We start from the raw sequence: 24,242 nt of genomic DNA, 5'->3' as shown, positions 1-24,242 counted from the left end.
TGAAAAAAGCGGTATTAGAAAATTGCGCGACCCTCGAGTCGCGCGGAAAATTACTTTACATAATTCCAGGGGGCTGAGATAGCGGAGGATGCGGATTTGAAAACGATTGCACGTAAATTAAGCATTTTGCGTATCGCTTAATTTAATCGCACTGGACCTTAATCGCCAAACCACCGCGCGAGGTTTCGCGATATTTCGCATTCATATCTTTACCGGTTTCATACATTGTTTCGATAACTTTATCGAGCGACACGCGCGGTTCGCTGGTACGACGTAGCGCCATACGCGCCGCATTGATCGCCTTCACTGAAGCAATCGCATTGCGCTCAATACAGGGAACCTGCACCTGACCCGCAACTGGATCGCAGGTTAATCCCAGGTTATGTTCCATGCCAATCTCTGCGGCGACGCAGACTTGTTCCGGGCTGCCACCGAGCAATTCGGCTAAGCCTGCTGCGGCCATAGAACACGCCACGCCAACTTCTCCCTGACAGCCTACTTCGGCACCAGAAATGGAGGCATTCATTTTGTACAGCACGCCAATGGCGCCTGATGCCAGGAAGTAGCGGATAAAGATATCCGGCGTAACGGTTTCGATAAAATGATCATAGTAGGCCAACACAGCGGGCACGATACCGCAGGCACCGTTAGTTGGCGCAGTCACCACCCGTCCGCCAGCAGCATTCTCTTCATTAACTGCCAAAGCAAACATATTGACCCAATCGATAACATCCATCGGATCGTTGGAGTGCTTGTGAGAAGAGACTAAAAGACGACGCAGGGACGCCGCTCGACGCGGCACTCGCAGCGGACCCGGCAACACGCCTTCAGTATTTAAACCCCGATCAATACAGGCCTGCATGGTTTGCCAAATAGTCGTGAAGTAGGCGTATATTTCATCACGTGAATGCAGCGCCAGTTCATTCTTCATGACCAAACCAGAAAGCGATAAGCCGGTTTCGCGACAGTGCGCTAACAGATCTTTAGCGGAGTGGAAGGGCCAGGGAACCGACACCTCGTCTAGCGCAGATTGACCAAAATGCTCTTCATCGACGATGAAGCCGCCGCCGATGGAATAGTAGGTTTTAGACAGAATTAACAGGTCGCCGGCAAAAGCAAGTAAGCGCAATCCGTTTTCATGCAGCGAGAGGTTCTCACCGCGGAAAACCATGCCGCCTTCGCGAGGAAAATCGACTTCATGCGCGCCCTTAGCCAGCAACAGACGTTCACGCTGCTCAACGTCTTTAATAAAAGCAGGAATAGCATCAATGTTGACGCTGTCCGGTGATTCACCTGCTAATCCCAAAATAATGGCGATATCAGTGTGGTGACCCTTGCCGGTCAAAGAGAGTGAACCGTAGACGTCAACCGCAATCCGTGTCACATCATGCAGCTTTCCCTGTTCTGATAATAAATCCACAAACTGTTTACCGGCCTTCATCGGACCAACAGTATGAGAACTTGATGGGCCAATGCCCACTTTGAACATGTCGAAAACGCTAATCACAGGTGACACTCCTCACAAATTATTCTAAGTCTGCCGAAGCAGTTTATGGCGCTAATAGTAACCATCACCAACCAGAAAGCAGTAGCTTTTCGCATGAAAAAAACTAATTAAAAAGGCGAGAAAATATTATCGTTCTGGCGGACTGCATACCGCAAAGTTTAGGACATGGGGCTAAAGGAAACTGGGCGTGACCGAACAGAACAATCACAAAGAATGCGAAGCCCCTGTCCAGGTCTGGCACATCACGTCGTGGTGTTATCGAGACGTCGAATTGCGGGTGTCAGGCTCGCGGCCAGTGTGGCAATCAGCACTGCGGCGGCTGAAGCCAGCAGTACGTTCATATTGCCAAAATGCATAGCCAGCGGGCCAGCGGCGACTTCGCCTACAGGAATGGCCACAAATGAACCCATCGCGTCCCAGGCATAGACGCGTGCCAGTTTATCGGGGGCGATATGCGTTTGTAGCGAATGTGCCCAAACGACACCAAACTGGCCAAATCCCACGCCGGCGATGAAAAATGCAGCCATCAACAGTAAAGCAGAAGGAACCAAACTCAGCACGATAATGGGTAACGCACAAAGAGCGACCAGCAGAGTGCCAACAAACAGCTCCCGGCGTGGACGCCATCGAAGAGCAATAAAAGATCCAACAAACAAGCCCAGACTTTGTGCCGCTAAGCTCATTCCCCAGCCTGCTCGGCCAAAGGTTGAATCAGCTACAACAGGTCCGATTACCATCATCACGCCACTAAACGCGGCGTTAACAAGGGTGAACTGAACCACGATAATCCACACCCAGGCGCGGCTAATAAATTCTCTCCAGCCGTCTCGCAGATCGTGAAGGATATTGCTGTTCGGTTCTGCAGACGCAACCTGGCGCGTGCTTATCAGGGTATAAAGTGGCGCGGAAAGGGCGAACCCCAGCGCATCTATAGCTAATCCCCATCCGGGGCCGACCGCGCTGGTTAATAATCCGCCCAGCGAGGCACCAATGACGGTTCCCGCGTAAACGCCGAGTTGAATAAATGCGTTGGCTTCACGAAGAGCATGCGCAGGGACGATTTGAGGCACCATTGCCGAAGACGCTGGCAGTGCAATACCGGCAGCGGCGCCGTTAAAAGCGCCAAGTACGGCTAACGACACAATGGTCGCGGATCCGTCGAGCACCGTCCACGCAACGACTGCCTGAGAGAGTGCAGCCATCATTGAAGATGAAAACAGAACAACGCGCCGGGAATAGCGATCAGCGAGTATGCCGCCAATCAATAAAAAGATGATGTTAAAAACAGAACGTGCGGCAACGACAAACCCTAATTCCCCGGTTGATCCACCGATGTCCAAAACCGCAAAAGCCAGTGCAACAGGCGCAATGGCATTTCCTAAGACGGTGAGGAAACGCGCAGTAAACAAATATCGAAACGAAGGGTAATGGAATGCACGACCAGAAGAACAGGCTATTACTGTGTCGTTCAATGTCTTCTCCGAAAAGGGTCTTTTTAAAGCATAAAGAGCGGCTTTTGGTCAACATACTGTTACCGGTTTTACCGCCAATTGTGCATCGTTAGAAGGCGATCTGCTGGCTGAGAGCCCGAATGATGCCAGCGGTCATGCCCCAAACGAGGTAATCCTCATAAATTGAGAGCCAAACTGGATGTCGAATACCGGCACGATGAATAGTTAACGAGGAATATCGGCTCAGCTGCAACGCTTCTGCTAATGGCATTTCAAAAGCGCTTTGTACTTCATCAGGATTGATCCGCAAAGAAAGTGTTGCGGGTATAATGCCCACAACCGGTGTTACCTGAAAACCGGTGCTGCTGGTGACTGCAGGTAAGCTGCCGAGTATCTCGACCTGGCTAGGGTCGATGCCCACTTCTTCATACGCTTCTCGTAATGCCGTAACGATCAACGATTCATCGCTGGCATCCTGCATGCCGCCAGGAAACGCGACCTGGCCTGCATGTTTGCGCAGGGCGTGGGATCGTTGTGTTAATAACAATCCAGGCTGTTCACGCGCGATAATCGGCACTAAAACCGCAGCATGACGGCCTGCCAGGCGGTGCGTTTGCTGCAGCGGCTGATGCAAGATAAAGCGACTACGAAAGGCTTCAAGCGTCAGTGAAGGTGTCATTTACTCTCCCTGCTCAAGGGTCGGCAAAATGCGGCTCACCTTGTGAAAGGTTTCTTGATACTCCGCGTCCAGTTCACTGTCTGCGACCAGACCGCCGCCTGCGGAACAATAAAGCTGCTGCGCTTCGGCAATCAGTGTACGAATGGCGATACTGGTATCCATGCGGCCGCAAAGGCTGAGATAACCGATGCTACCGCACCATGCATTACGGCGCTGCGGTTCGAGTTCATCAATAATTTGCATTGCACGGATTTTGGGGGCGCCGGTGATTGAGCCACCGGGGAAGCAGGCGCGCAATAAATCTGTGGCGTGCAAGGTGTTGGGTAATGTGGCGCGAATGGTGCTGACCAGATGATGCACCGCCGGAAAAGGCTCAACGATAAATAATTCCGGCACGCTGACGGAACCGGGCAACGCGACACGTCCAATATCGTTACGTAGCAGATCGACAATCATCAAATTCTCGGCGCGATCTTTTTCAGAGGCGGCAAGCTGCTCGGCTTGCTGGCGATCGGCGGCGGGATCGTCCATTCTTGGGCGCGTTCCTTTGATGGGACGCGTTTCAATCACACCCTGGTCAAGCGCCAAAAAGCGTTCCGGCGACAGGCTCAGAATCGCACTGTCGGGCAGACGCAAGAATGCGCTGAACGGCGCGCGATTAGCGTGGTTAAGCGTGCAAAACGCCTGCCATTCGTCACCTTGATAGCTTGCCTGAAACCGCTGCGCAAAGTTGACCTGATAACAATCGCCCGCCTGAATATACGCCTGCACCGCGTGGAAGCGTTTGGCGTAGTCGTCGTAGCTGAGATTGGATTGCCAGCTGCTGGTAAGCGAAAAGGGTAGGGCAGCGCGCTCAGGCCATTTTTCAAGCCATGCCAGGCGTGCCTGTAGATCATCCAGCGCAATCAGCGTGAGGGAGTGTAAATGGTGATCGGCGATTAACGCCCAATCATAAATGCCAACCGCCATGTCGGGCGTATTGAGATCGGCTTCGGCCATCGCTGGCAACGGTTCAAATCGGCGACCCAGATCATAACCAAACAGGCCCAATGCCCCACCTTGAAAAGGCAGATTGGCATTGGAAGTTGGCTTTATGCCAAGGGCATCGCACTGCTGTTGCACCAGTTGTAACGGACAACCCGGCGTGTCAATAACCTGATCACCCTGACAAACAGTGGTCAGCAGCCCGCGTGTAGTTAAGGTCACGCGCGGATCGGCGGTGAGAATATCAAAACGGTTATCGGCGTGATCGGCATTGCCAGAAGAGAGCAACATTGCCCAAGGAAGATGTGCTATGCGGGCAAAGCGCTGGGTAAGCGCATCCGGGGTATACTTTAAGCTGAGGGTTTCTACAATCATCGGGCAAAAGATCAAACGTCAATGAGGGCGCTAGACTGACATATTTTTAACGCACTAGCACCTGTTAGTTCCACGTGGAATAATGTCCGCCCAAAACCAGGAGTAGAACATGTTTACAGGTTTACCGGCACTTTCTCACGAACAGCAGCAGCAGGCAGTTGAGCGGATTCAGGAGTTGATGGCGGGCGGCATGTCTAGCGGTCAAGCCATCACTCAGGTTGCTCAAGAAATTCGTCAAAATCATAAAGGCGAGCAAATTCGAGCGCTCTTTGAAGATGAAGACGAGGATGAAGAAGTCTGACGCCCGCCGTTTTGCTTACTTCAGTTTCGTCTATTTCAGTATGGTTTAAAGAGCAGCGATAATTTTGATTTCAACTTTGTATTTTGGGTTCATTAAACCGGCCTGAACCGTACAGCGAACGGGGGCGTTATCGGGGGAAACCCATGCGTCCCAGGCGCGATTCATTGCAGCAAAATCGGCTTTGTCGACCAGAAATAGGGTGGCATCAAGGATTTTGCTTTTATCACTTCCCACGCGCGTTAACAGTGCATCAATAACAGCGAGAGCATTTGCCGTTTGCTCTTCCGCATCTGCATCCAGATTTTCCGGCACGCTGGTGTAATAAACAGTGTCATTGTGAATCACGGCTTCAGACATGCGGTGTTCCGGGTCAATACGCGTAATGCTCATGTTCTTCTCCTTAGTTTTAAGTCGATTAGCCTGACATAACTCTGCCATTGCTGTCATCTTTTGTTAAAAACAGGCGTAAAAGCCATCACTGAAAGCATTGGCTTCTCTTTTTTAGAGATTAAGTCATAAAAATTTTCTCCGCTTAATTAGTTGAAATTAAAATAAAAACACAAAATATCCTAATGCGAATCCTTCTCGTTACGCTTTTATTCTCAGCGACCTCGTTCCAGGCTTAATGGGCAACTTCAGGCGAATCACTTACCAGGAGAAAACCATGTTTCATCATTCATCAAAACTTCAGTATCCCGTCCGTGTCGAAAAGCCCGATCCCGAGTTTGCGATGTTGCTGCAACAAGCGATTGGTGGGATTGAAGGCGAGATCCGTGTTGCGATGCAGTATTTCTTTCAGGCGATGGGCGCACGCGGTGATGCGCGCATTAAAGATCTACTGATATCAACGGCAACAGAAGAGTTAGCCCATATTGAAATGCTTGGCCATGCTGTTGCGCTTAATCTGGAGGGTGCACCGCTTTCTTATCAGGAAGCTTCTGCAAAAGATCCGGTGGTTAATGCGATTCTGGGCGGAATGAATCCGCGTCATATATTGTCATCTGGCCTGGCTGCGATGCCGGTTAATGCAAACGGCGTATCATTCGATATGAGTCACATTTATGCTTCTGGAAACGTCGCGGCGGACATGTTGGCTAACGTTACCGCGGAAGCAACAGGCCGCGTGCTGGCTACCCGCTTGTACAATCTTACGGAAGATAAGGGAATGAAAGATTTTCTCTCTTTCCTGATTGCTCGCGACACAATGCACCAGCAACAGTGGCTGGCGGTCATTGAGGATATGGGCGGATTGAGTGCTTCTCTACCCATTCCTAATAGTTTCCCGCAATCTGAAGAGGCGCAGGAACATTCCTATTACTGCCTCAATACTTCATTAGACAAACCACTGCCTAAAGGACGCTGGAGTGAAGGACCGGCATTTGATGGAGTGGGCGAATTTAGTGCGAAAGAGCAGCCTGATATTTTGGGTGAAGAACCTGTTTTAGGGCATGCTCGTGCGGGGTCAGGTGCGCAGTCGGAACAAATGCTTTCAGCATCTGCATCATCGCCTTCTGTTCTGAAAAAATAATCATCTGAGCCTGAATGCTCAAGTCATAAAAAAACCGGCATTTGCCGGTTTTTTTATGCTGATCTAAACGTAAAATCAAAACCCATGATCGTCGGGTGTTTTGCTGACAACCCTTTCCAACAGCGTTCTTAGCAGATCCTGTTTTACGTGATCAGAACTGCTTTCCAACTCAGCAATAATAAAAAGAATAATCGCTTTATTACTGACATGCCCATTAGCCATTTCAACTCGCTCTACAATCGCATTTAAAAGCTGAGTTTCTGGAGAATACCTGTCTCCGCTATCTGAAAGAGAGGCAGAACTATTATTAATGATTGTGCTGTGCTGCATTACAATATTCTCGACTATAATTTGTTGTTTTTCGGAAGCAATCCAGTGTTTATTTTCATCAGCGCTGTTTGTTAAAACTATATATATGACGCGCGCCAATTGACGATTCGGCGCTTTACGATCTCTTTCTGAAATGATAAGGCATTTTACTTTTCTCTTTTGGAGATAACTGAATCCCAAAAGATTATTAATTATTGGATGAAACTTTCAAGGATAAGCCGTAAAGGTAGGCGCAAAAACGTCTTTTATTCATTTCTCTTTTCGCTGAGTAAAATTAATGGATGAACCCAGTGAATGAGCGATGAAATCATCAGCGGCCAAATAACAGACCAATCAAAACATGATAATGACGTTCTTCTTCAGCGCTTGAGGCAAGTTCAAGACGGCGCACTAATTTGGTACACAAGGATTTGCGATTGAGATTGCCGCCTGCACGAAGAATCTCGACAACAATCTGTCCCAGGGTTTCTTGCTGGGAGGGTAGCGAAGCCTTGTTAAAATAGCGGGCAATGTCGTTTGCGGAATTCGGTACGAGTCCGTTCTGGCGCATGTTCTACCCTCAATATGTCATCATTTGGTGATCGGCGTTTTCTGAGGCGAAAGTTATACAAAAACTAAACCTTTGTACAGGGATTCGTTAAAGCTTAGGGATTTAATTTTAACGTTAAGAAACCATTTAAGGATAAACAATCACTTAAGTCACAGCTATGAACTAATATTTTTTTGATCAGAAAAGCGGATCGGCTGAGGGTGTTCAGGATTTGTCTTGCTTGAGGAAGGAGAAAGCAGATGCACAGAGGGGTGCATCTGCCGGAAAGCGCTACAGGTTACTCTTTTAAAGCGCTTTGCTGCAGCCAAAGATCGGTACCAAATATACGGTTTCCCTCTTTGGGTTGACCGGTAAGCGTGAGCCAGTTGAGCTCAGCGCGATTGCGGTTTGCCGGCTGCAAGAAGCTTGATAACCATTTCCGCGCGTCATAAATGAGTTGTAGACGCGCATCACTGCTCTCCACCTCGGCCATCAAAGTCAGTTTATTCATCAACGCATCGACACTGATTTGCTGATCGTTAACGGCGAGACTTACCGCTGCTTCACCAATAACGGCATGTCCTTTTTGTTCATCATGAAATAGCAAAGTTGTACCTCCGTTATATTGATGTTGTAGTGATTTACCTAGTGTTGAAATTTAAGCCTAGCAGAAAATAATGATTTTGGGAGCGACGTTGTTGGCTTCAGCTTATAACAGCAATAGGCAAAGGTTGTTGACACTATTATTATCGCTGCAATTTTCTGGAATAAATCGTGATAATCCGTAATGAATAAACGCTGATAATTCGTCGTGATATGAACTGCAGATAATCACTTATTTTTATTGAGGTTTATGTGTCATTTAGAGGGCTAATAGCTTTAATTAATAAGGCTGAAAAAAGAGAGGGTTAACCGGTGATTAAAAACAAATATATTTAATGCTTGTTTTAATTTTGGCTTCAAGTCGATTCTCCTCAATTCTTTTCGCGTCTGAATCGGCTTGTCTTTCAAAAATAATATTTTACAACGCGTAGCATAAAGGGGGAGGTAACTGTTTAATTGCTTAAAGAACAAGGGTTAATACAAACGTTACGATAATTCGGGCCTTTTGCTTAACGCCTACAATACTGACATAATTACAGTGTTTTTGCTGTTCTTTGAGAGGGTATGTGGCAGACGATTTTGCAGTGGATGGCGCGCTTGCGCAGGCGATTGCTGGTTTTAAACCCCGTGAAGCGCAGCGTGAAATGGCGCAGGCGGTCTCAGAAGCCGTAAAAGGCTTGGGCGAACTGGTGGTAGAAGCGGGAACCGGTACAGGAAAAACTTATGCATATTTAGCCCCAGCGTTACGTGCCGGTAAAAAGGTTATCGTTTCCACCGGCTCTAAAGCCTTGCAGGACCAGCTTTATAGCCGCGATCTGCCCACCATTGCCAAAGCGCTGAAGTTCACGGGCAAAACGGCCTTGTTAAAAGGGCGCTCAAACTATCTTTGTCTTGAACGTCTGGAACAGCAGTCCATGGCGGGCGGCGATTTGACTGTTCAGGCGCTGACCGATCTTGTCACGTTACGTGGATGGTCATCGCAAACCGCAGATGGTGATATCAGTAGCTGTGGTGGCGTAACAGAAGACAGCCCAATCTGGCCTTTGGTCACTAGCACCAACGACAATTGCCTCGGCAGCGACTGCCCACTCTATAAAGAGTGTTTTGTCGTTAAAGCGCGGAAACGTGCCATGGATGCTGACGTCGTGGTGGTGAATCACCATCTGTTTCTGGCTGATCTGGTGGTTAAAGAGAGTGGCTTTGCTGAATTGATCCCTGAAGCTGACGTAATGATCTTCGATGAAGCCCATCAGCTGCCTGATATTGCCAGCCAATATTTTGGCCAACAACTTTCCAGCCGCCAGCTTTTGGATCTCGCCAAAGACATCATCATTGCTTATCGCACTGAAGTACGCGATGTACAGCAACTGCAAAAATCAGCCGATCGCCTGGCGCAATGCGCGCAAGATTTTCGCTTATCCTTGGGCGATCCGGGCTATCGCGGCAATTTGCGGGACTTGCTCAGCGATAACAATATTATGCGCATGTTCACCTTATTAGATGATGCGCTGGAACTCTGTTACGACGTTATAAAAATGTCGCTGGGTCGTTCCGCTTTATTGGATGCCGCTTTTGAGCGTGCCGCTCTTTATCGGACTCGCCTGAAGCGGCTGCGCGCCATTAGCGAACCCGGCTTTAGTTATTGGTATGAGTGCACTTCACGGCATTTTACCCTGGCGTTGACGCCGCTTTCTGTAGCGGAACGCTTCCGCGAAGTCATGGATAATCGCAAAGCTGCATGGATTTTTACCTCCGCCACGCTGGCGGTCGATGAAAAGATGGATCACTTTGCCGATCGCTTAGGCGTGAATCAGGCGAAAAGCCTCATCCTCAACAGCCCGTTTGATTATTCCCAGCAGGCGCTGCTTTGCGTGCCGCGTCATTTACCTGAACCCAATCGCCCCGGCGGTGCGCGTCAACTGGCGCAGATGATGAAACCGCTTATTGATGCCAATAAAGGGCGCTGCTTCTTTCTTTGCACCTCTCACCTGATGATGCGTGAGCTGGCGGCAGAGTTCCGCGCCTCAATGACATTGCCAGTGTTAGTGCAAGGTGAGACCAGCAAAGGTCAGTTGCTCAAACAATTTATTGAGAAAGGCAACGCGTTGCTGGTTGCGACCAGCAGTTTCTGGGAAGGCGTGGACGTGCGGGGAGATGCGCTTTCATTAGTTATCATCGATAAATTACCGTTCACATCACCGGAAGATCCGCTGTTAAAAGCGCGCATGGAAGATTGCCGCATTCGCGGCGGCGATCCGTTTGCGGATGTGCAATTACCGGATGCGGTGATTACGCTGAAACAGGGCGTCGGTCGTCTCATTCGTGATACTGAAGATCGGGGGGTGTTGGTGATTTGCGATCAGCGTTTAGTCTCGCGTCCTTATGGCGCCTTGTTCCTTAACAGCCTGCCACCCACGCCGCGTACGCGTGATATTGGCCGTGCTATTGCGTTCATTCGTCAGCAACCGACAGCGTAATTTTGTGCTAAGATGCGCGCCGTTTTTGAATCTCCAGAGGTGGTTATGTCTGCCCGAATTTTAGCGCTGGATACTGCGACAGAAGCGTGTTCAGCCGCGTTGTTAAATCAGCAACATATTGATGCTCGCTTTGAAATTGCGCCGCGCGATCATACGCAGCGTATTCTCCCGCTGGTTGAAGAATTATTAGTGGCACAGCAGCTTGAATTAACTGAGCTAGATGCGCTGGCTTTTGGTCGTGGCCCTGGCAGTTTTACCGGCGTACGTATCGGCATTGGCATCGCACAAGGTTTAGCGTTTGGTGCAACGCTACCGATGATTGGTGTATCGACTTTAGCCACGCTAGCGCAAGGTGCCTGGCGTCAACAGGGCGCCAGCCGGGTGTTGGCTGCCATTGATGCGCGTATGGGTGAAGTTTACTGGGCCGAATATCAGCGTGATGAGAAAGGCGTATGGCAGGGTGAAGCCAGTGAAAGCGTACTATCGCCAGAGGCGGCGTTAACACGCATGCAGGCGCTGGAAGGCGAATGGCACACCGCTGGCACCGGTTGGCAAGCCTATCCTGAATTACAACAAGGTCATGCGCTGCAACTTACTGCAAGTGAAGTTTTGCTTCCGGCTGCGCAAGATATGCTGCCATTAGCACAACAGGCGCTTGAGCAGGGCAAAACGGTTCTGCCTGAACATGCGGAACCGACTTACTTGCGTAATGAAGTCGCCTGGAAAAAATTACCGGGCCGCGAATAGCCACGCAACTTATTGTTATGCGACCAGTCTAAACAATTATTATCTGGAGATCGCCTATGTCAATTTGCCGTAAGAGCCTGTCGGGCCTGTTGTTGACCTGCACGCTGATTTTAACGGGTTGTGTTTCCATCCCGGACAACATTAAAGGCGGCTCGGCGCTTCCGCAGCAAGATCTATTGCGCGTGATGAATGATCCAGCCATTTATAAAGGTCAGGAGTCACGTTTTGGCGGCAAGGTGGTCAACGTGAAGAATCTCAATGGCAAAACCCGCCTTGAAATTGCGACCCAGCCACTGGATGATAGCGCACGTCCACGCCTTGGCGCGGCTTCCGTTGGACGGATATACGCTGATATTCATGGCTTCGTCGATCCCGTCGACGTAAAAGACCAGTTTGTAACCGTGCTAGGAGCCATCAAAGGCACTGAAGCGGGAATGATTGGTGAAGCCAAATATAACTTTGTCGTGATCGATGTGCGGGGTTATCAACGCTGGCATTTAACCAAACAGGTGATGTCGCCACCGCAACCCATTGATCCGTGGATTTGGTACGGACCAACGCGGCATCGTGCCGGTTATTGGGGGCCAAATCCTTATTGGGGCATGTATAGCAGCGGTCCCGCTCAGGTGGAAACTATCCTGACAGAATAGATCTGGCTCGTTTAATTTTTCAGCCCGGTCGCAGCGCGCGTAACCGGGCTTTTTTATTGTGCTTTTTCACTGGCACGAAATTTAGTGATGAACTTCGCAACCTCTAAAGGCCGAAATACGCAGACTGGTACAATCAGTTAAAATATTGTTAACAAACCAGTTGGGCGAGGCGGCGATGGGAATACAACATGATTATCGGGGTGCATCCTTGAATAAGGTTTGGCTAAAACGCTATCCGGCTGATGTTCCGGCTGAAATTAGTGCAGATCGTTATACCTCCTTAGTGGATCTGTTTGAGCAAGCCGCAAAGCGCTACGCTGAACAACCTGCGTTTTGGAATATGGGTCAAAAAATGACCTACCGTCAACTGGAGCAAAAAAGCCGGGCTTTTGCCGCTTATTTACAAAATGCATTGAAGCTTAAACCCGGCGATCGTGTAGCGTTAATGATGCCAAATCTACTGCAATATCCAGTGGCGCTGTTTGGTGTATTGCGTGCGGGAATGGTGGTGGTGAATGTTAACCCGCTTTATACCCCGCGCGAGTTAAAGCATCAGCTCAACGATAGTGGGGCTAGCGCGATTGTCATCGTCTCTAATTTTGCGCATACGCTGGAAAAAGTGGCGGCGGAGACCCAAGTTAAGCACGTCATCCTGACGCGAATGGGTGATCAACTGGCACCGGTAAAAGCGACGCTGGTTAATTTCGTGGTGAAATACATTAAGCGTCTGGTTCCCAAATATCATCTACCGGGCGCGATCTCCTTTCGCAGCGTAGTGCAGCTTGGCGCTGACATGCCGTATCAACGCCCTGAAATCAGCAATGACGATTTAGCCTTTCTACAATATACCGGCGGCACCACGGGCGTAGCGAAGGGGGCGATGTTGACGCATCGCAACATGCAGGCCAACCTCGAACAGACCCGCGCGACTTATGGCAAAGTGCTGCGTGACGGTAAAGAGTGCGTTGTCACGGCATTGCCGCTTTATCACATCTTCGCTTTAACAGTTAACGGGCTGCTCTTTTTGGAGCTGGGCGGACAAAATTTGCTCATCACTAATCCACGCGATATTCCCGGTTTCGTGAAGGAAATGGCCAAATTTCCGTTCACCGCGATCACTGGCGTCAATACATTGTTTAACGCCCTGTTGAACGACGCGGAGTTTAACAAACTCGACTTTTCTACGCTGCGCCTTTCTGCAGGCGGCGGTATGGCAGTGCAAAAAGCGGTGGCTGAGCGTTGGGAAAAACTGACCGGGCACTATTTGCTGGAGGGATATGGTCTGACAGAGTGTTCGCCGCTGGTTTCGGTTAATCCTTATGACATCAGTAGCCACACTGGCAGCATTGGCTTGCCTGTTCCATCAACCGACGTTCGGGTGTTGGATGATGCGGGTAATGATGTTCCGCCAGGTGAACCGGGTGAGCTGTGCATTCGTGGCCCGCAGGTGATGTTAGGTTACTGGCAGCATCCAGACGCCACCGCTGAAGTGCTTAAAAATGGCTGGCTCCACAGCGGTGATATTGTTACCGTTGATCAGGAAGGATTTATCCGCATTGTCGATCGTAAAAAGGATATGATTCTGGTTTCCGGTTTCAATGTTTATCCTAACGAAATTGAAGATGTGCTAATGCAACATCCTAAAGTGCGTGAAGCTGCGGCCATTGGCGTACCCAGTGATTTATCCGGCGAAGCAGTGAAAGTCTGCATCGTAAAAAAGGATCAGTCTCTGACCAAAGAAGAGTTGCTTGATCACTGTCGTCGCCAGTTAACCGGTTACAAGGTGCCAAAAATTATCGAGTTCCGCGAAGAATTGCCAAAGACCAACGTCGGCAAGATCCTACGCCGGGAATTGCGTGATGAGGCGAAACCCAGCGCCTAATGAGCCTCAACACATTTACAGGTTGAACGCCGGCGATGACCGGCGTTTTTATTGCTTTTAACATGGAGCACCGCGCGTTGTTTGCTGCGGTGGAAAATTGAACGTGAACTATTCCCTGATTGACCAAGATGATCAACTGGCTTTGGTGTGCCAAAAGGCGCGCCGACATGCCGCTGTGGCGCTCGACACTGAGTTTGTCCGCACCCGCACCTATTATCCGCAATTGGGCTTGATTCAACTGTTCGATAATGAACAGCTGGTTCTGATCGATCCTTTAAAAATCAGTGACTGGTCCGCTTTTATTGATTTACTGACTGACACCAAGGTCACTAAATTTTTGCATGCCGGTGGCGAAGATCTTGAAGTCTTCCTGCATCGTTTTGGCGTATTGCCGCAGCCGATGATCGACACGCAAATCCTGGCCGCGTTCTCCGGTCAGCCGCTTTCATGGGGCTTCGCTTCAATGGTTGCGCACTTCACTCAGGTTGAACTGGATAAGAGCGAATCGCGCACCGACTGGCTGGCGCGCCCATTAACGGAGCGCCAATGCATTTATGCAGCAGCAGATGTGCATTATCTGTTGCCAATCGCTCATCAGCTGATGGCGTTAACTACCGAAGCGGGCAATATGGCTGCTGCGCTGAGCGAGTGCGACAACCTTTGTCAGCGTCGTCTGGATGCGCTGGCACCAGAAGAAGCCTGGCGCGATATCACCAATGCCTGGCAATTGCGTCCACGCCAGTTGGCGGTACTGCAACGCTTAGCTGCGTGGCGTTTGAAAGTGGCGCGTGAAAAAGATATGGCAGTTAATTTTGTCGTGCGCGAAGAGCACTTATGGAAAGTGGCGCGCTTTATGCCGGGTTCATTGGGTGAACTGGATCATCTGGGTTTGTCAGGCCATGAGATTCGTTTTCACGGTAAAACGCTGGTGGCGCTGGTTGCTGAGGCGCAGGCGCTGGATGAAAGTGAACTTCCGCAGCCGCTGGGTAATCTGATCGATCATCCGCACTACAAGCAGGTATTCAAAGCGATGAAAGCGTTGGTGCAGCAGGTAAGTGAAGAGAGCGGATTTAGTCAGGAACTGTTGGCATCGCGTCGACAGATTAATCAGGTATTGAGTCAACACTGGGGATTAAAGCCACAGGGACGTCTACCCGAATTGCTGACAGGATGGCGGGGCGAGCTGTTAAAGCCGGGTATCGATAAAATTCTGGCTGACGTTTAGTCTCTTGAACTTTCCCCTGCAACAGCGCAGGGGAAATTCAGGAAACGGCTGGTGTCATTTAGTCACTTCTTCCGTTTCCGGTAAGGTCACGTTCAGCTCCAGAATTGAGATGTCATCTCCTTTCTGATCGAGTTGGACAGTAACCATTTCCGGGTCGATCTTCACGTATTTGCAAATCACTTCCAGAATGTCGCGCTTAAGTTGCGGAAGATAGTGGGGCTCACTGTCGCCCCTTCTGCGTTCTGCCACGATAATCTGTAGCCTTTCCTTGGCTATATTGGCAGTGTTCTTCTTCCGGGATAAAAAGAAATCGAGTAATGCCATGGTTTATCCCCCGAACAGGCGTTTCAGGAAACCCTTCTTCTCTTCTTCAATAAAGCGGAAGGGGCGAACTTCACCGAGTAACCGTTCAACGGTATCGGCATAGGCTTTGCCAGCATCAGATTCGCTGTCGAGGATCACCGGCTCACCTTGGTTGGAGGCGCGCAAGACAGATTGATCTTCTGGGATCACACCAACCAGCGGAATGCGCAGGATTTCCAGCACATCTTCCATGCTCAGCATGTCGCCACGACTGACGCGGCCAGGGTTATAACGGGTTAATAGCAGGTGCTCCTTAACGGGATCCTGGCTGTTTTCAGCACGGCGAGACTTGGAAGAGATGATGCCAAGAATACGATCCGAGTCGCGTACTGAAGATACTTCTGGGTTGGTAGTAATGATCGCTTCATCTGCAAAATAGAGCGCCATTAATGCACCGGTTTCGATACCTGCTGGTGAGTCGCAGACGATGAAATCAAATTCCATGGTCGCTAAATCATTCAGAACTTTTTCTACACCTTCACGTGTTAACGCATCTTTATCGCGCGTTTGTGAAGCGGGCAGAATGTAGAGCTGCTCGGTGCGCTTATCTCTGATCAACGCTTGATTCAGTGTGGCATCGCCTTGAATGACATTGACGAAGTCATAAACAACACGACGTTCACAACCCATAATCAAATCAAGATTACGCAGACCAATATCAAAATCGATAACTACCGTTTTTTTGCCTTTCTGCGCTAAACCGGTGGCGATGGCCGCGCTTGACGTGGTCTTACCAACGCCCCCTTTACCGGATGTAACTACAATAATGCGTGCCATAAATGTTGATTTCCTTAACGAAAGAAAAGGGGCCTAATTAAGTGTCTGGATAGTCAGCGCGCCATCCTGAAGCGAGAGGCGCGCGGCTTTACCAAAAAATTCTTCCGGGATCTGATCCATAATCCAGTATTCGCCGGCAATTGAGACCAACTCTGCAGCCAGGTTGGTACAAAAAATCTGGCAATCGCGATCGCCGCTGGCACCCGCCAGCGCCCGCCCGCGCATCATGCCGTAAATATGGATATTGCCATCGGCAACCAGTTCTGCCCCGGCGCTGACGCTGCTAGTCACGATCAGATCGGCATTGCGCGCATAGATTTGCTGACCCGAGCGAACAGGTGTGTTGACGATGCGAGTTTTAGTGGCAACCGGTTCGGCCACGATCGGTTTCGCTTCTGGCTCTGGGGGTTCGCTGCGCTTTTTCCCCTCTTTACCTTCTGCCAAAACGGGCAAACCCGCACGGACGATCATCCGCTTTAGCGCTTCGTTTTTGCAGCCACTGACGCCAACAATACGCAAACCTGTTGCCAGCACCGCCTGTTGCAACTGTTTCCAGTTCACATCTCCGGTCAACGTCGCAACATTCAACACCACCGGTGCGTTTCTCAGAAAATCTGGAGCCTGGTCAATCTTGTCTTGAAGTGCCTTGCGAATCACCTCAGGATCGTGGTGATGCAGATGAACGACAGACAGGGTGAAACTGCTACCTTTGAATTCGATTGGCGTTTGCGACATCTGTCCCGACTCAGTCCTGTTTTCACTACCGTTTGCTAAGCGATGATAAATCCATCATTTTACAAAAACGGTGAATATTCGAAGTACTGCAAGCATGTTATAGTTACAGCTATATTCAGACAAGCCTCATTGCGGGTTAATTCGAGTAAAAAATATGTTTTGTGTGATCTACAGAAGTCCAATGCGTGATCAAACTTATCTCTATGTTGAAAAAAGAGACGATTTTTCAAGGGTGCCGGAAGCGCTGCTCAAAGGCTTTGGTAAGCCAAAGCTGGCAATGGTGCTAACGCTGGAGGGGCGCGACAAACTGGCTAATGCGGATATCAATAAAGTTAAGCAAGGTTTAAGCGAACAAGGCTATTATTTGCAGCTTCCACCACCGATTGAAAATTTGCTAAAAGTTCATCTTGGATCGGATAAAAAAGATTAATTCGGATTCATCTGTAAATATAATTATCTGATCAGCTCTTTCTTAGCGAATTATATTTTTTACAACTTTACATTATTAACAGCGGCGTAATTACGCCGTTATTAGCGTTATTTTTTATGTCCTCCGGTAACGTTTCTGCGCACTTAATCGCCACTGTCGTCGACAAATTAACGGTTTTTGACAATTTCCACATACCTTACCGTTAAAAGCATCTTATTATTTGCCGACGAGGTTGGCTTTCTGACCAACGCGTGCGCACTCATCAATCTGCCAGCATCGCTGGCGCCACACCTAACAAAAGCAGGGGATTAGCATGTATCAGCATCGTAACTGGCAAGGCGCTCTGTTGGACTATTCGGTTAACAAAGTGGTTTGCGTCGGCAGCAACTATGCGAAACACATTAAGGAAATGGGCAGCGCTACGCCAACTGAGCCGGTGGTGTTTATCAAGCCGGAAACGGCGTTGTGTGATTTGCGTCAGCCGCTGTCAATTCCCAGCGCCTTTGGTGAGGTTCATCACGAAATCGAACTGGCGGTTCTCATTGGGGCCACATTGAAACAGGCAACCGAAGAACATGTGGCAAAAGCGATCGCCGGATACGGTGTGGCGCTGGACCTTACCCTGCGTGACCTGCAAGCTGGATTCAAAAAAGCGGGCCAGCCTTGGGAAAAATCAAAAGGATTTGATAACTCTTGTCCGCTGTCGGGTTTTATCCCTGTATCGGAGTTTAGCGATCCACAAAATGTTGAGTTGAAGCTGGTGGTTAATGGTGAGGTTCGACAACATGGCAATACGTCGGATATGATCCATAAAATCCTGCCGCTGATTGCGCATATGAGTCAGTACTTTACCCTGCGCGCCGGAGATGTGGTGCTAACCGGTACGCCGGAAGGTGTTGGCCCAATGCATTCTGGTGATACGCTGGAAGTGTCGTTGGCGGGCCACGGAATTAGCACCCGCGTATTGTAAAAACTTGCATCGCCGCACCAGAGGCTTTATAAGGTGCGGTTTGATTTAAAGCAGGACATTGATCATGACTGACACCCCTTTCTGGCAACATAAACGCCTGGCACAAATGAGCGATGAGGAATGGGAATCCTTGTGTGATGGTTGTGGTCAGTGCTGCCTGAACAAACTGCAAGATGCCGACACGGATGAGATCTATTTCACCAACGTCGCCTGTAACCAGCTCAATATTAAAACCTGCCAGTGCCGCAACTATGAACGCCGTTTTGAACTGGAAGAGGATTGCATCAAGCTGACGCGGGAAAATCTCACCACGTTTAACTGGCTACCGCGTACCTGCGCTTACCGTTTGTTAGGTGAAGGCAAAACCTTACCTGCATGGCACCCTTTACGGGCTGGCTCAAAAAAAGAGATGCATGCACAGCGGATTTCGGTGCGTTACATTGCGGTACGAGAAAGCGAAGTCCGCGATTGGGAAGACCACATCATTGACCGGCCCGATCGTAACGGCTAGGTTTTGCAGTGAAGAATGAGATAACAAAAGATCGCATAAGAAAAAGGCTGCCTCAGGCAGCCTTTTTGCGTTTAGCGTAGGTTAGCGGCTAAAAAGATCGCGACGCTTGGCTTTGAAAGGCTGAGCAATCAGCACCAATAATCCGACCAACAGGTAAGCACCAAACACCACAATCATCCATTGCGGCATGCTCAATGTCATAAAGGTCCAGCTGCGTTCTGCACAATCGCCGCTGGCAACAAACACAGCGGGCAGCCATTTATCTAATGGCAGCCAGGTTGGGAAGCGAGCGGCAAAATCACAGGTTGTAAAAGGATTCGGGTGCAGCTGAATCATGGTGTGTTCCCATGAAAGACGCAATCCTTCCCACGCGCTGTATAACCACATCAACAGGGCGACTAAACGTAATGGTGATTTTGGTGCAAGGGCGCCGACAATTCCCGCGCCCATCACTCCGAAGAGTGCGTTGCGTTCATAAATACACATCACGCAGGGTTTTAAACCCATAACATGTTGGAACCACAACGCCGTCAGTTCCAGTGCCAGCGCCGTTAGAGCCAGTAATAACCATGCTCCACGACCACGAGAACATTGATTTAGATATCGCAACATATTGCATTCCCTGTAAACGTTAATGCTCCGCAGTGTAAACCAAAAGCGTCTCTACGCCAGCCTGGCTTCGCGTAAAATCATGTACAAACATGACGTAACATTGATCCTGGCTAGCTGAAGCGTTGAAAATGCGGCACGTGAATTCAGCCTGTGTTCGACATGCTGTGGGTGATAGATCGCCAGGAAGAAGATGACCACGCTGGAGAGCACCGCGCTAAAAAGTTAGCGCATCAAAAATACTGCATTATCCTTTTGATGTTTTTACAGTTGAGTCTCAAAAAATCCTATTCAGGTAGGGCTGAGGCAAATCCCGGCATGGGATGAGAAAGAAAGCGGCTGAATTTTGCGTCAGCGCCCGCTTTTAATAGTTTCGCAGGCTATATCCGCTATAGGGCGTCTGGTATGATGAGTGCCCATCATGATAAAGAAAGCAACGAGAACAAACTGCTATGGTCATTAAGGCTCAGAGCCCAGCGGGATTTGCTGAAGAATATATTATTGAAAGCATCTGGAATAGCCGCTTTCCGCCGGGATCAATTTTGCCTGCTGAGCGTGAGCTTTCTGAATTGATTGGGGTAACGCGCACCACGCTGCGAGAAGTTTTACAACGCCTGGCGCGTGATGGGTGGTTAACCATTCAACACGGTAAACCTACCCGCGTTAATGATTTTTGGGAAACGTCAGGACTCAACATTCTTGAAACGCTGGCACGACTCGATCACGATAGCGTGCCGGTTTTGATCGATAATCTGCTGTCAGTGCGCACCAATATTTCGTCAATTTTTATCAGCCGCGCGCTACGTCATCACCCTGAAAAAGCCAGAGAAGTGCTGGAAACCGTCGCGATTGCTGAGGATCACGCTGATGCTTACACCGAGATGGATTATCGCGTATTTCGCGGTCTGGCTTTCGCCTCGGGTAATCCTATCTATGGCCTGATTCTTAACGGTTTGAAAGGATTGTATACCCGTGTTGGGCGTCATTATTTCTCAAGCCCAGAAGCGCGCCAGGTTGCACGAGATTTCTATCAAAAACTGTTGAGCCTGTGTGACGGACAACCCGCTCAAGATGAAATTGTTGAAACCGTAAGAAATTACGGACGTCGCAGTGGCGAAATCTGGCACAGCATGCAAAAAAATCTGCCCGATGATTTAGGCAGCAAGCGATAAATATAAAAAAACCGGACATCCCATCCGGTTTTTTTCACGCTGCATAAAATTAAAGTGGGCTGCCTCGCGCTGGATTTCGATCCAACAGTTCAACGCTTCCATCTTCATTCTGCTGTTCCAAAATTACATCAAATCCCCACAAACGGTGCACATGTTTGAGCACTTCACGACGGCTTTTATCCAGCGGCGTGCGGCTTTGTGGCACATAGCGCAGCGTTAACGAGCGATCACCGCGTAAATCAACGTTGTAGACCTGAATATTAGGTTCAAGGTTGCTGAGATTGTATTGCGCCGAAAGCTGTTGGCGAATCGCTCGATATCCCGCCTCATCGTGAATGGCTGCAATTTCCAGATAATTATTGCGGTCATCATCCAGCACAGTGAACAAACGGAAATCACGCATGATTTTAGGTGACAGGAATTGGCTGATGAAGCTTTCATCTTTGAATTCACGCATCGCAAAATGCAGCGTTTCAAGCCAGTCCGATCCAGCAATGTCTGGGAACCAGTAACGATCTTCTTCGGTTGGCGTCTGACAAATACGCTTGATGTCCTGGAACATCGCAAAGCCCAGCGCATAGGGATTAATGCCGTTGTACCAAGGACTGTTATAAGGCGGCTGGAACACCACATTGGTGTGGCTGTGCAAGAACTCCATCATGAAGCGTTCAGACACTTTCCCTTCATCGTAAAGGTGATTTAGGATGGTGTAGTGCCAGAACGTCGCCCAGCCTTCATTCATCACCTGCGTCTGTTTTTGCGGATAAAAATATTGGCTAACTTTGCGAACGATACGCAGAATCTCGCGCTGCCACGGTTCGAGCAACGGTGCATTTTTTTCCATGAAATAGAGCAGGTTTTCTTGCGGTTCAGAAGGGTAGCGAGCAGCTTCAACCTGCACCGTCTCTTTCTCGCGACGCGGCAAGGTGCGCCACAGCGTATTTACCTGACTTTGCAGATACTCTTCGCGGCTTTTCTGTCGCGCCTTCTCTTCCTGCAACGAAATCTTCTGTGGACGCTTATAGCGATCAACGCCGTAATTCATCAGCGCGTGGCAGGAATCCAGCAGCCGTTCAACAACTTCTACGCCGTAGCGTTCTTCGCAGTCAGTGATGTAATTCTTAGCGAATAGTAAGTAATCAACAATCGAACTGGCGTCGGTCCAACTGCGGAACAGATAATTATTTTTGAAGAAAGAGTTGTGACCGTAGCAGGCGTGCGCCATCACCAGCGCCTGCATCGTCATGGTGTTTTCTTCCATCAAATAGGCAATACAAGGATTGGAGTTGATCACAATCTCGTAAGCCAAACCTTGCTGGCCATGTTTGTAGCGCTGTTCAGTTTCGATGAATTTTTTGCCAAAGGACCAGTGCGCATAATTGATAGGCATGCCGACGCTGGAGTAGGCATCCATCATTTGCTCGGAGGTGATCACTTCGATTTGGTGTGGATAGGTATCGAGCCGATAGAGTTTGGCTACGCGGTCAATCTCAGCAAGATAGACATCAAGTAAATCAAATGTCCAGTCTGGTCCGTCACTGAGTCGTTTGCTGTCCTTAATGGGCTCGTCAAAGATAGTCGTCATAGCGCACCTCTGTTTTAGCAAACTGGCTTACCCTTATGGGTAGCCCGTTTCGGTTATTTAAGGCTTCATCCTGAGAAAGAAAAACCTAAAAAACTGAGCGAACACTTCAATGATAGCCCACTGTCGCCTATCCGAAACCGGAACTCAAACGAATTTATTTGGCAGAAAATCATTTCGAAACTTATGCAGGTAAATTTTACAACCTTATATTTCTCCACTACCTCTATTGTCAGGATAATATCCTGTTTATAAGTACAATGTATGGGGTTGGCTTATTCTCCTGATAAAAGATGAATTAACTAAAGCCATCGTCATTAATTCCCGCATTTATGGAAAAAGACGCATAAATCACTAATTTTCTACCATTGATAAGATTTTAGTTACCAGTTTGATAAAAAAGATGTGAAATAGTTGTATGAATTTGAGGGTAATTCCAGCTAAATCATTGCGCTGAATATATCCTTGAGATTAGTGAATTATGCTTTACATCTTGCGGCGGGGGGAGATATGCACGTAGTGATTCTCGGTAGTGGTGTTGTTGGCGTAGCCAGCGCTTGGTATCTGGCGCGAGCGGGACATCGGGTGACGGTCATTGATCGTCAGTCAGCAGCGGCAATGGAAACCAGTGCAGGAAATGCAGGCCAGATTTCGCCAGGCTATGCGGCTCCCTGGGCTGCGCCCGGCGTCCCGCTCAAAGCCGTTAAATGGATGTTCCAGCGCCATGCACCGCTGGCGATTCGTCTGGATGGCAGCAGCTTCCAGCTGGAATGGATGTGGAACATGCTGCGTAACTGCGATATGAGCCACTATCAGCAGAACAAGAGCCGCATGGTGCGTATCGCTGAGTACAGTCGCGATTGCCTGAAAGCCTTACGCACTGAAACCGGTATTCTCTACGAGGGTCGTCAAGGTGGAACCTTGCAACTGTTCCGCACTCAGCAGCAATTCGACAGTGCCAGCAAAGATATTGCCGTGCTGCGTGATGCGGGAGTGCCTTATGAATTATTGCAATCTCACGAGCTGTCACGCGTTGAGCCAGCATTAGCGGCAACGCAGCATAAGCTCACCGGTGGATTACGTTTGCCGAATGATGAAACCGGTGACTGTCAGCTTTTCACGCAGCGCCTGGCCAAAATGGCAGAAGAAGCGGGTGTGGAATTTCGTTTTAATACCTCAGTGGATCATCTCCTGTGCAATGGTAATCGTATTTACGGGGTGAAATGCGGAGAAGAGGTGATTAAAGCCGACAGCTATGTTGTAGCGTTTGGCTCTTACTCGACTTCCTTACTGAAAAACATCGTCGACATCCCGGTTTATCCCCTGAAAGGTTATTCACTGACCATTCCTATCAAGAACGCCGATGCCGCACCCGTTTCAACAATCCTGGATGAAACCTATAAAGTTGCCGTAACGCGCTTTGACGATCGCATTCGTGTGGGTGGGATGGCCGAAATTGTTGGATTTAACACCAAACTGTTAGAGGCAAGGCGAGAAACGCTGGAGATGGTGGTAAGCGATCTTTATCCTGAAGGCGGTCATATTGAGCAGGCTAGTTTCTGGACGGGTTTTCGCCCAATGACGCCAGACGGTACACCGATTGTTGGTGCGACGCCGCTCTCTAATCTTTATCTCAACACCGGTCACGGTACACTGGGATGGACAATGGCGTGCGGTTCCGGCCAACTGCTGGCTGACCTTATTTCCGGTAAGAAACCGGCAATTGCGGCGGATGATTTATCCGTGTTCCGTTACTTACCCGGATTCAACGCGAACGCATCGCCGTTACGCAACGCTAACGCAACCCGTTAAGCTTTCAGGGAGA

At 49.3% G+C, this 24,242-nt stretch carries 25 protein-coding genes; 12 read left to right on the top strand and 13 right to left on the bottom strand.

Annotated features, from left to right (window positions below; genetic code table 11):
- Nucleotides 1–142: 142 nt before the first annotated feature.
- From SC127_RS15295 to pabB, 4 genes are all read right to left on the bottom strand, one after another.
- Nucleotides 143–1,507 (bottom strand): L-serine ammonia-lyase, encoded by a 1,365-nt coding sequence (locus SC127_RS15295; RefSeq protein ID WP_215846635.1) that lies wholly within the window; start codon nucleotides 1,505–1,507, stop codon nucleotides 143–145.
- A 242-nt stretch (nucleotides 1,508–1,749) separates the two neighbouring features.
- Nucleotides 1,750–2,979 carry an MFS transporter gene (locus SC127_RS15290; RefSeq protein ID WP_332627065.1) on the bottom strand — a complete coding sequence of 410 codons (1,230 nt, stop codon included), beginning with the start codon at nucleotides 2,977–2,979 and terminating at the stop codon, nucleotides 1,750–1,752.
- Nucleotides 2,980–3,067: 88 nt separating this feature from the next.
- A complete protein-coding gene (locus tag SC127_RS15285; RefSeq protein ID WP_215846637.1) occupies nucleotides 3,068–3,637 on the bottom strand; it encodes a CoA pyrophosphatase in 570 nt (189 codons plus the stop codon).
- Entirely contained in the window at nucleotides 3,638–4,996 is a 1,359-nt protein-coding gene (gene pabB / locus SC127_RS15280; RefSeq protein WP_332627064.1) for an aminodeoxychorismate synthase component 1, read from the bottom strand. It lies immediately after the preceding gene.
- A gap of 109 nt (nucleotides 4,997–5,105) precedes the next feature.
- Between pabB and SC127_RS15275 the strand changes: the two genes are divergently transcribed.
- Complete coding sequence (locus tag SC127_RS15275; protein ID WP_215846638.1) at nucleotides 5,106–5,297, top strand: YoaH family protein; 192 nt, start codon at nucleotides 5,106–5,108, stop codon at nucleotides 5,295–5,297.
- Nucleotides 5,298–5,342: 45 nt separating this feature from the next.
- Here SC127_RS15275 and SC127_RS15270 read toward each other — a convergent pair whose 3' ends face one another.
- Nucleotides 5,343–5,687, bottom strand: a complete 345-nt coding sequence (locus SC127_RS15270; RefSeq protein ID WP_243077795.1) for a RidA family protein — start codon at nucleotides 5,685–5,687, stop codon at nucleotides 5,343–5,345.
- A gap of 274 nt (nucleotides 5,688–5,961) precedes the next feature.
- Between SC127_RS15270 and SC127_RS15265 the strand changes: the two genes are divergently transcribed.
- On the top strand, nucleotides 5,962–6,825 hold the full coding sequence (locus SC127_RS15265; protein ID WP_332627063.1) for a manganese catalase family protein: 864 nt from the start codon (nucleotides 5,962–5,964) through the stop codon (nucleotides 6,823–6,825).
- A gap of 75 nt (nucleotides 6,826–6,900) precedes the next feature.
- Here the strand turns inward: SC127_RS15265 and SC127_RS15260 are convergent, their stop codons facing one another.
- From SC127_RS15260 to SC127_RS15250, 3 genes are all read right to left on the bottom strand, one after another.
- Complete coding sequence (locus SC127_RS15260) at nucleotides 6,901–7,335, bottom strand: biofilm development regulator YmgB/AriR family protein (protein ID WP_332627062.1); 435 nt, start codon at nucleotides 7,333–7,335, stop codon at nucleotides 6,901–6,903.
- 130 nt (nucleotides 7,336–7,465) lie between these two features.
- Complete coding sequence (gene ycgZ / locus SC127_RS15255) at nucleotides 7,466–7,705, bottom strand: regulatory protein YcgZ (protein WP_215846639.1); 240 nt, start codon at nucleotides 7,703–7,705, stop codon at nucleotides 7,466–7,468.
- 277 nt (nucleotides 7,706–7,982) lie between these two features.
- The gene (locus tag SC127_RS15250; RefSeq protein ID WP_332627061.1) at nucleotides 7,983–8,291 is read right to left on the bottom strand and encodes a hypothetical protein; all 309 of its coding nucleotides are present in this window, start codon (nucleotides 8,289–8,291) and stop codon (nucleotides 7,983–7,985) included.
- 562 nt (nucleotides 8,292–8,853) lie between these two features.
- On the opposite strand from SC127_RS15250, the gene SC127_RS15245 reads away from it, so the two are divergent.
- The 5 genes from SC127_RS15245 (at nucleotide 8,854) to rnd (ending at nucleotide 15,268) form a co-directional block, all read left to right on the top strand.
- Complete coding sequence (locus SC127_RS15245; RefSeq protein WP_332627060.1) at nucleotides 8,854–10,764, top strand: ATP-dependent DNA helicase; 1,911 nt, start codon at nucleotides 8,854–8,856, stop codon at nucleotides 10,762–10,764.
- Nucleotides 10,765–10,809: 45 nt separating this feature from the next.
- A complete protein-coding gene (gene tsaB, locus SC127_RS15240) occupies nucleotides 10,810–11,511 on the top strand; it encodes a tRNA (adenosine(37)-N6)-threonylcarbamoyltransferase complex dimerization subunit type 1 TsaB (protein WP_332627059.1) in 702 nt (233 codons plus the stop codon).
- 56 nt (nucleotides 11,512–11,567) lie between these two features.
- Nucleotides 11,568–12,161, top strand: coding sequence for a Slp family lipoprotein (locus SC127_RS15235; protein WP_215846642.1), 594 nt, complete (start codon nucleotides 11,568–11,570; stop codon nucleotides 12,159–12,161).
- 208 nt (nucleotides 12,162–12,369) lie between these two features.
- Nucleotides 12,370–14,043 carry a long-chain-fatty-acid--CoA ligase FadD gene (gene fadD / locus SC127_RS15230; RefSeq protein WP_215848268.1) on the top strand — a complete coding sequence of 558 codons (1,674 nt, stop codon included), beginning with the start codon at nucleotides 12,370–12,372 and terminating at the stop codon, nucleotides 14,041–14,043.
- 103 nt (nucleotides 14,044–14,146) lie between these two features.
- Entirely contained in the window at nucleotides 14,147–15,268 is a 1,122-nt protein-coding gene (gene rnd, locus SC127_RS15225; RefSeq protein WP_215846643.1) for a ribonuclease D, read from the top strand.
- Between the two features lie 54 nt (nucleotides 15,269–15,322).
- Here the strand turns inward: rnd and minE are convergent, their stop codons facing one another.
- From minE to minC, 3 genes are read right to left on the bottom strand one after another with little or no spacing between them, the layout of a single operon-like run.
- Nucleotides 15,323–15,592, bottom strand: coding sequence for a cell division topological specificity factor MinE (minE, locus tag SC127_RS15220; RefSeq protein WP_031374622.1), 270 nt, complete (start codon nucleotides 15,590–15,592; stop codon nucleotides 15,323–15,325).
- 3 nt (nucleotides 15,593–15,595) lie between these two features.
- Nucleotides 15,596–16,408, bottom strand: a complete 813-nt coding sequence (gene minD, locus SC127_RS15215) for a septum site-determining protein MinD (protein ID WP_243077802.1) — start codon at nucleotides 16,406–16,408, stop codon at nucleotides 15,596–15,598.
- A gap of 33 nt (nucleotides 16,409–16,441) precedes the next feature.
- Complete coding sequence (minC, locus tag SC127_RS15210) at nucleotides 16,442–17,143, bottom strand: septum site-determining protein MinC (protein ID WP_215846645.1); 702 nt, start codon at nucleotides 17,141–17,143, stop codon at nucleotides 16,442–16,444.
- Nucleotides 17,144–17,297: 154 nt separating this feature from the next.
- On the opposite strand from minC, the gene SC127_RS15205 reads away from it, so the two are divergent.
- From SC127_RS15205 to SC127_RS15195, 3 genes are all read left to right on the top strand, one after another.
- The gene (locus tag SC127_RS15205; RefSeq protein WP_215846646.1) at nucleotides 17,298–17,573 is read left to right on the top strand and encodes a YcgL domain-containing protein; all 276 of its coding nucleotides are present in this window, start codon (nucleotides 17,298–17,300) and stop codon (nucleotides 17,571–17,573) included.
- Nucleotides 17,574–17,886: 313 nt separating this feature from the next.
- The gene (locus SC127_RS15200; RefSeq protein WP_215846647.1) at nucleotides 17,887–18,543 is read left to right on the top strand and encodes a fumarylacetoacetate hydrolase family protein; all 657 of its coding nucleotides are present in this window, start codon (nucleotides 17,887–17,889) and stop codon (nucleotides 18,541–18,543) included.
- 64 nt (nucleotides 18,544–18,607) lie between these two features.
- Nucleotides 18,608–19,054, top strand: coding sequence for a YcgN family cysteine cluster protein (locus SC127_RS15195; RefSeq protein ID WP_243077803.1), 447 nt, complete (start codon nucleotides 18,608–18,610; stop codon nucleotides 19,052–19,054).
- An 81-nt stretch (nucleotides 19,055–19,135) separates the two neighbouring features.
- Here SC127_RS15195 and dsbB read toward each other — a convergent pair whose 3' ends face one another.
- Nucleotides 19,136–19,666, bottom strand: a complete 531-nt coding sequence (gene dsbB, locus SC127_RS15190; RefSeq protein WP_215846648.1) for a disulfide bond formation protein DsbB — start codon at nucleotides 19,664–19,666, stop codon at nucleotides 19,136–19,138.
- A gap of 449 nt (nucleotides 19,667–20,115) precedes the next feature.
- Between dsbB and fadR the strand changes: the two genes are divergently transcribed.
- The gene (fadR, locus tag SC127_RS15185; protein WP_243077804.1) at nucleotides 20,116–20,835 is read left to right on the top strand and encodes a fatty acid metabolism transcriptional regulator FadR; all 720 of its coding nucleotides are present in this window, start codon (nucleotides 20,116–20,118) and stop codon (nucleotides 20,833–20,835) included.
- 49 nt (nucleotides 20,836–20,884) lie between these two features.
- Here the strand turns inward: fadR and SC127_RS15180 are convergent, their stop codons facing one another.
- Nucleotides 20,885–22,420 (bottom strand): SpoVR family protein, encoded by a 1,536-nt coding sequence (locus tag SC127_RS15180; RefSeq protein ID WP_215846649.1) that lies wholly within the window; start codon nucleotides 22,418–22,420, stop codon nucleotides 20,885–20,887.
- Nucleotides 22,421–22,927: 507 nt separating this feature from the next.
- On the opposite strand from SC127_RS15180, the gene SC127_RS15175 reads away from it, so the two are divergent.
- Nucleotides 22,928–24,229: a D-amino acid dehydrogenase gene (locus SC127_RS15175; protein ID WP_332627058.1), complete on the top strand. Its 1,302-nt coding sequence runs from the start codon at nucleotides 22,928–22,930 to the stop codon at nucleotides 24,227–24,229.
- The last annotated feature ends 13 nt before the right edge of the window (nucleotides 24,230–24,242 follow it).

It is taken from the genome of Pantoea sp. T14 (genome assembly GCF_036663535.1).
Lineage (GTDB): Bacteria > Pseudomonadota > Gammaproteobacteria > Enterobacterales > Enterobacteriaceae > Pantoea > Pantoea phytostimulans.
Note: the sequence above shows the minus strand (reverse complement) of the source record. Positions and strands in the feature narration are given on the sequence as shown.

What these genes read in the sequence shown, in the direction of transcription:
- pabB (WP_332627064.1), bottom strand. Translation starts at nt 4,996, where the DNA reads ATGATTGTAGAAACCCTCAGCTTAAAGTATACCCCGGATGCGCTTACC.
- SC127_RS15265 (WP_332627063.1), top strand. Translation starts at nt 5,962, where the DNA reads ATGTTTCATCATTCATCAAAACTTCAGTATCCCGTCCGTGTCGAAAAG.
- ycgZ (WP_215846639.1), bottom strand. Translation starts at nt 7,705, where the DNA reads ATGCGCCAGAACGGACTCGTACCGAATTCCGCAAACGACATTGCCCGC.
- minC (WP_215846645.1), bottom strand. Translation starts at nt 17,143, where the DNA reads ATGTCGCAAACGCCAATCGAATTCAAAGGTAGCAGTTTCACCCTGTCT.
- SC127_RS15195 (WP_243077803.1), top strand. Translation starts at nt 18,608, where the DNA reads ATGACTGACACCCCTTTCTGGCAACATAAACGCCTGGCACAAATGAGC.
- SC127_RS15175 (WP_332627058.1), top strand. Translation starts at nt 22,928, where the DNA reads ATGCACGTAGTGATTCTCGGTAGTGGTGTTGTTGGCGTAGCCAGCGCT.
- minD (WP_243077802.1), bottom strand. Translation starts at nt 16,408, where the DNA reads ATGGCACGCATTATTGTAGTTACATCCGGTAAAGGGGGCGTTGGTAAG.
- tsaB (WP_332627059.1), top strand. Translation starts at nt 10,810, where the DNA reads ATGTCTGCCCGAATTTTAGCGCTGGATACTGCGACAGAAGCGTGTTCA.
- SC127_RS15235 (WP_215846642.1), top strand. Translation starts at nt 11,568, where the DNA reads ATGTCAATTTGCCGTAAGAGCCTGTCGGGCCTGTTGTTGACCTGCACG.
- fadR (WP_243077804.1), top strand. Translation starts at nt 20,116, where the DNA reads ATGGTCATTAAGGCTCAGAGCCCAGCGGGATTTGCTGAAGAATATATT.
- dsbB (WP_215846648.1), bottom strand. Translation starts at nt 19,666, where the DNA reads ATGTTGCGATATCTAAATCAATGTTCTCGTGGTCGTGGAGCATGGTTA.
- SC127_RS15180 (WP_215846649.1), bottom strand. Translation starts at nt 22,420, where the DNA reads ATGACGACTATCTTTGACGAGCCCATTAAGGACAGCAAACGACTCAGT.
- SC127_RS15205 (WP_215846646.1), top strand. Translation starts at nt 17,298, where the DNA reads ATGTTTTGTGTGATCTACAGAAGTCCAATGCGTGATCAAACTTATCTC.
- SC127_RS15285 (WP_215846637.1), bottom strand. Translation starts at nt 3,637, where the DNA reads ATGACACCTTCACTGACGCTTGAAGCCTTTCGTAGTCGCTTTATCTTG.
- minE (WP_031374622.1), bottom strand. Translation starts at nt 15,592, where the DNA reads ATGGCATTACTCGATTTCTTTTTATCCCGGAAGAAGAACACTGCCAAT.
- SC127_RS15275 (WP_215846638.1), top strand. Translation starts at nt 5,106, where the DNA reads ATGTTTACAGGTTTACCGGCACTTTCTCACGAACAGCAGCAGCAGGCA.
- SC127_RS15270 (WP_243077795.1), bottom strand. Translation starts at nt 5,687, where the DNA reads ATGAGCATTACGCGTATTGACCCGGAACACCGCATGTCTGAAGCCGTG.
- SC127_RS15200 (WP_215846647.1), top strand. Translation starts at nt 17,887, where the DNA reads ATGTATCAGCATCGTAACTGGCAAGGCGCTCTGTTGGACTATTCGGTT.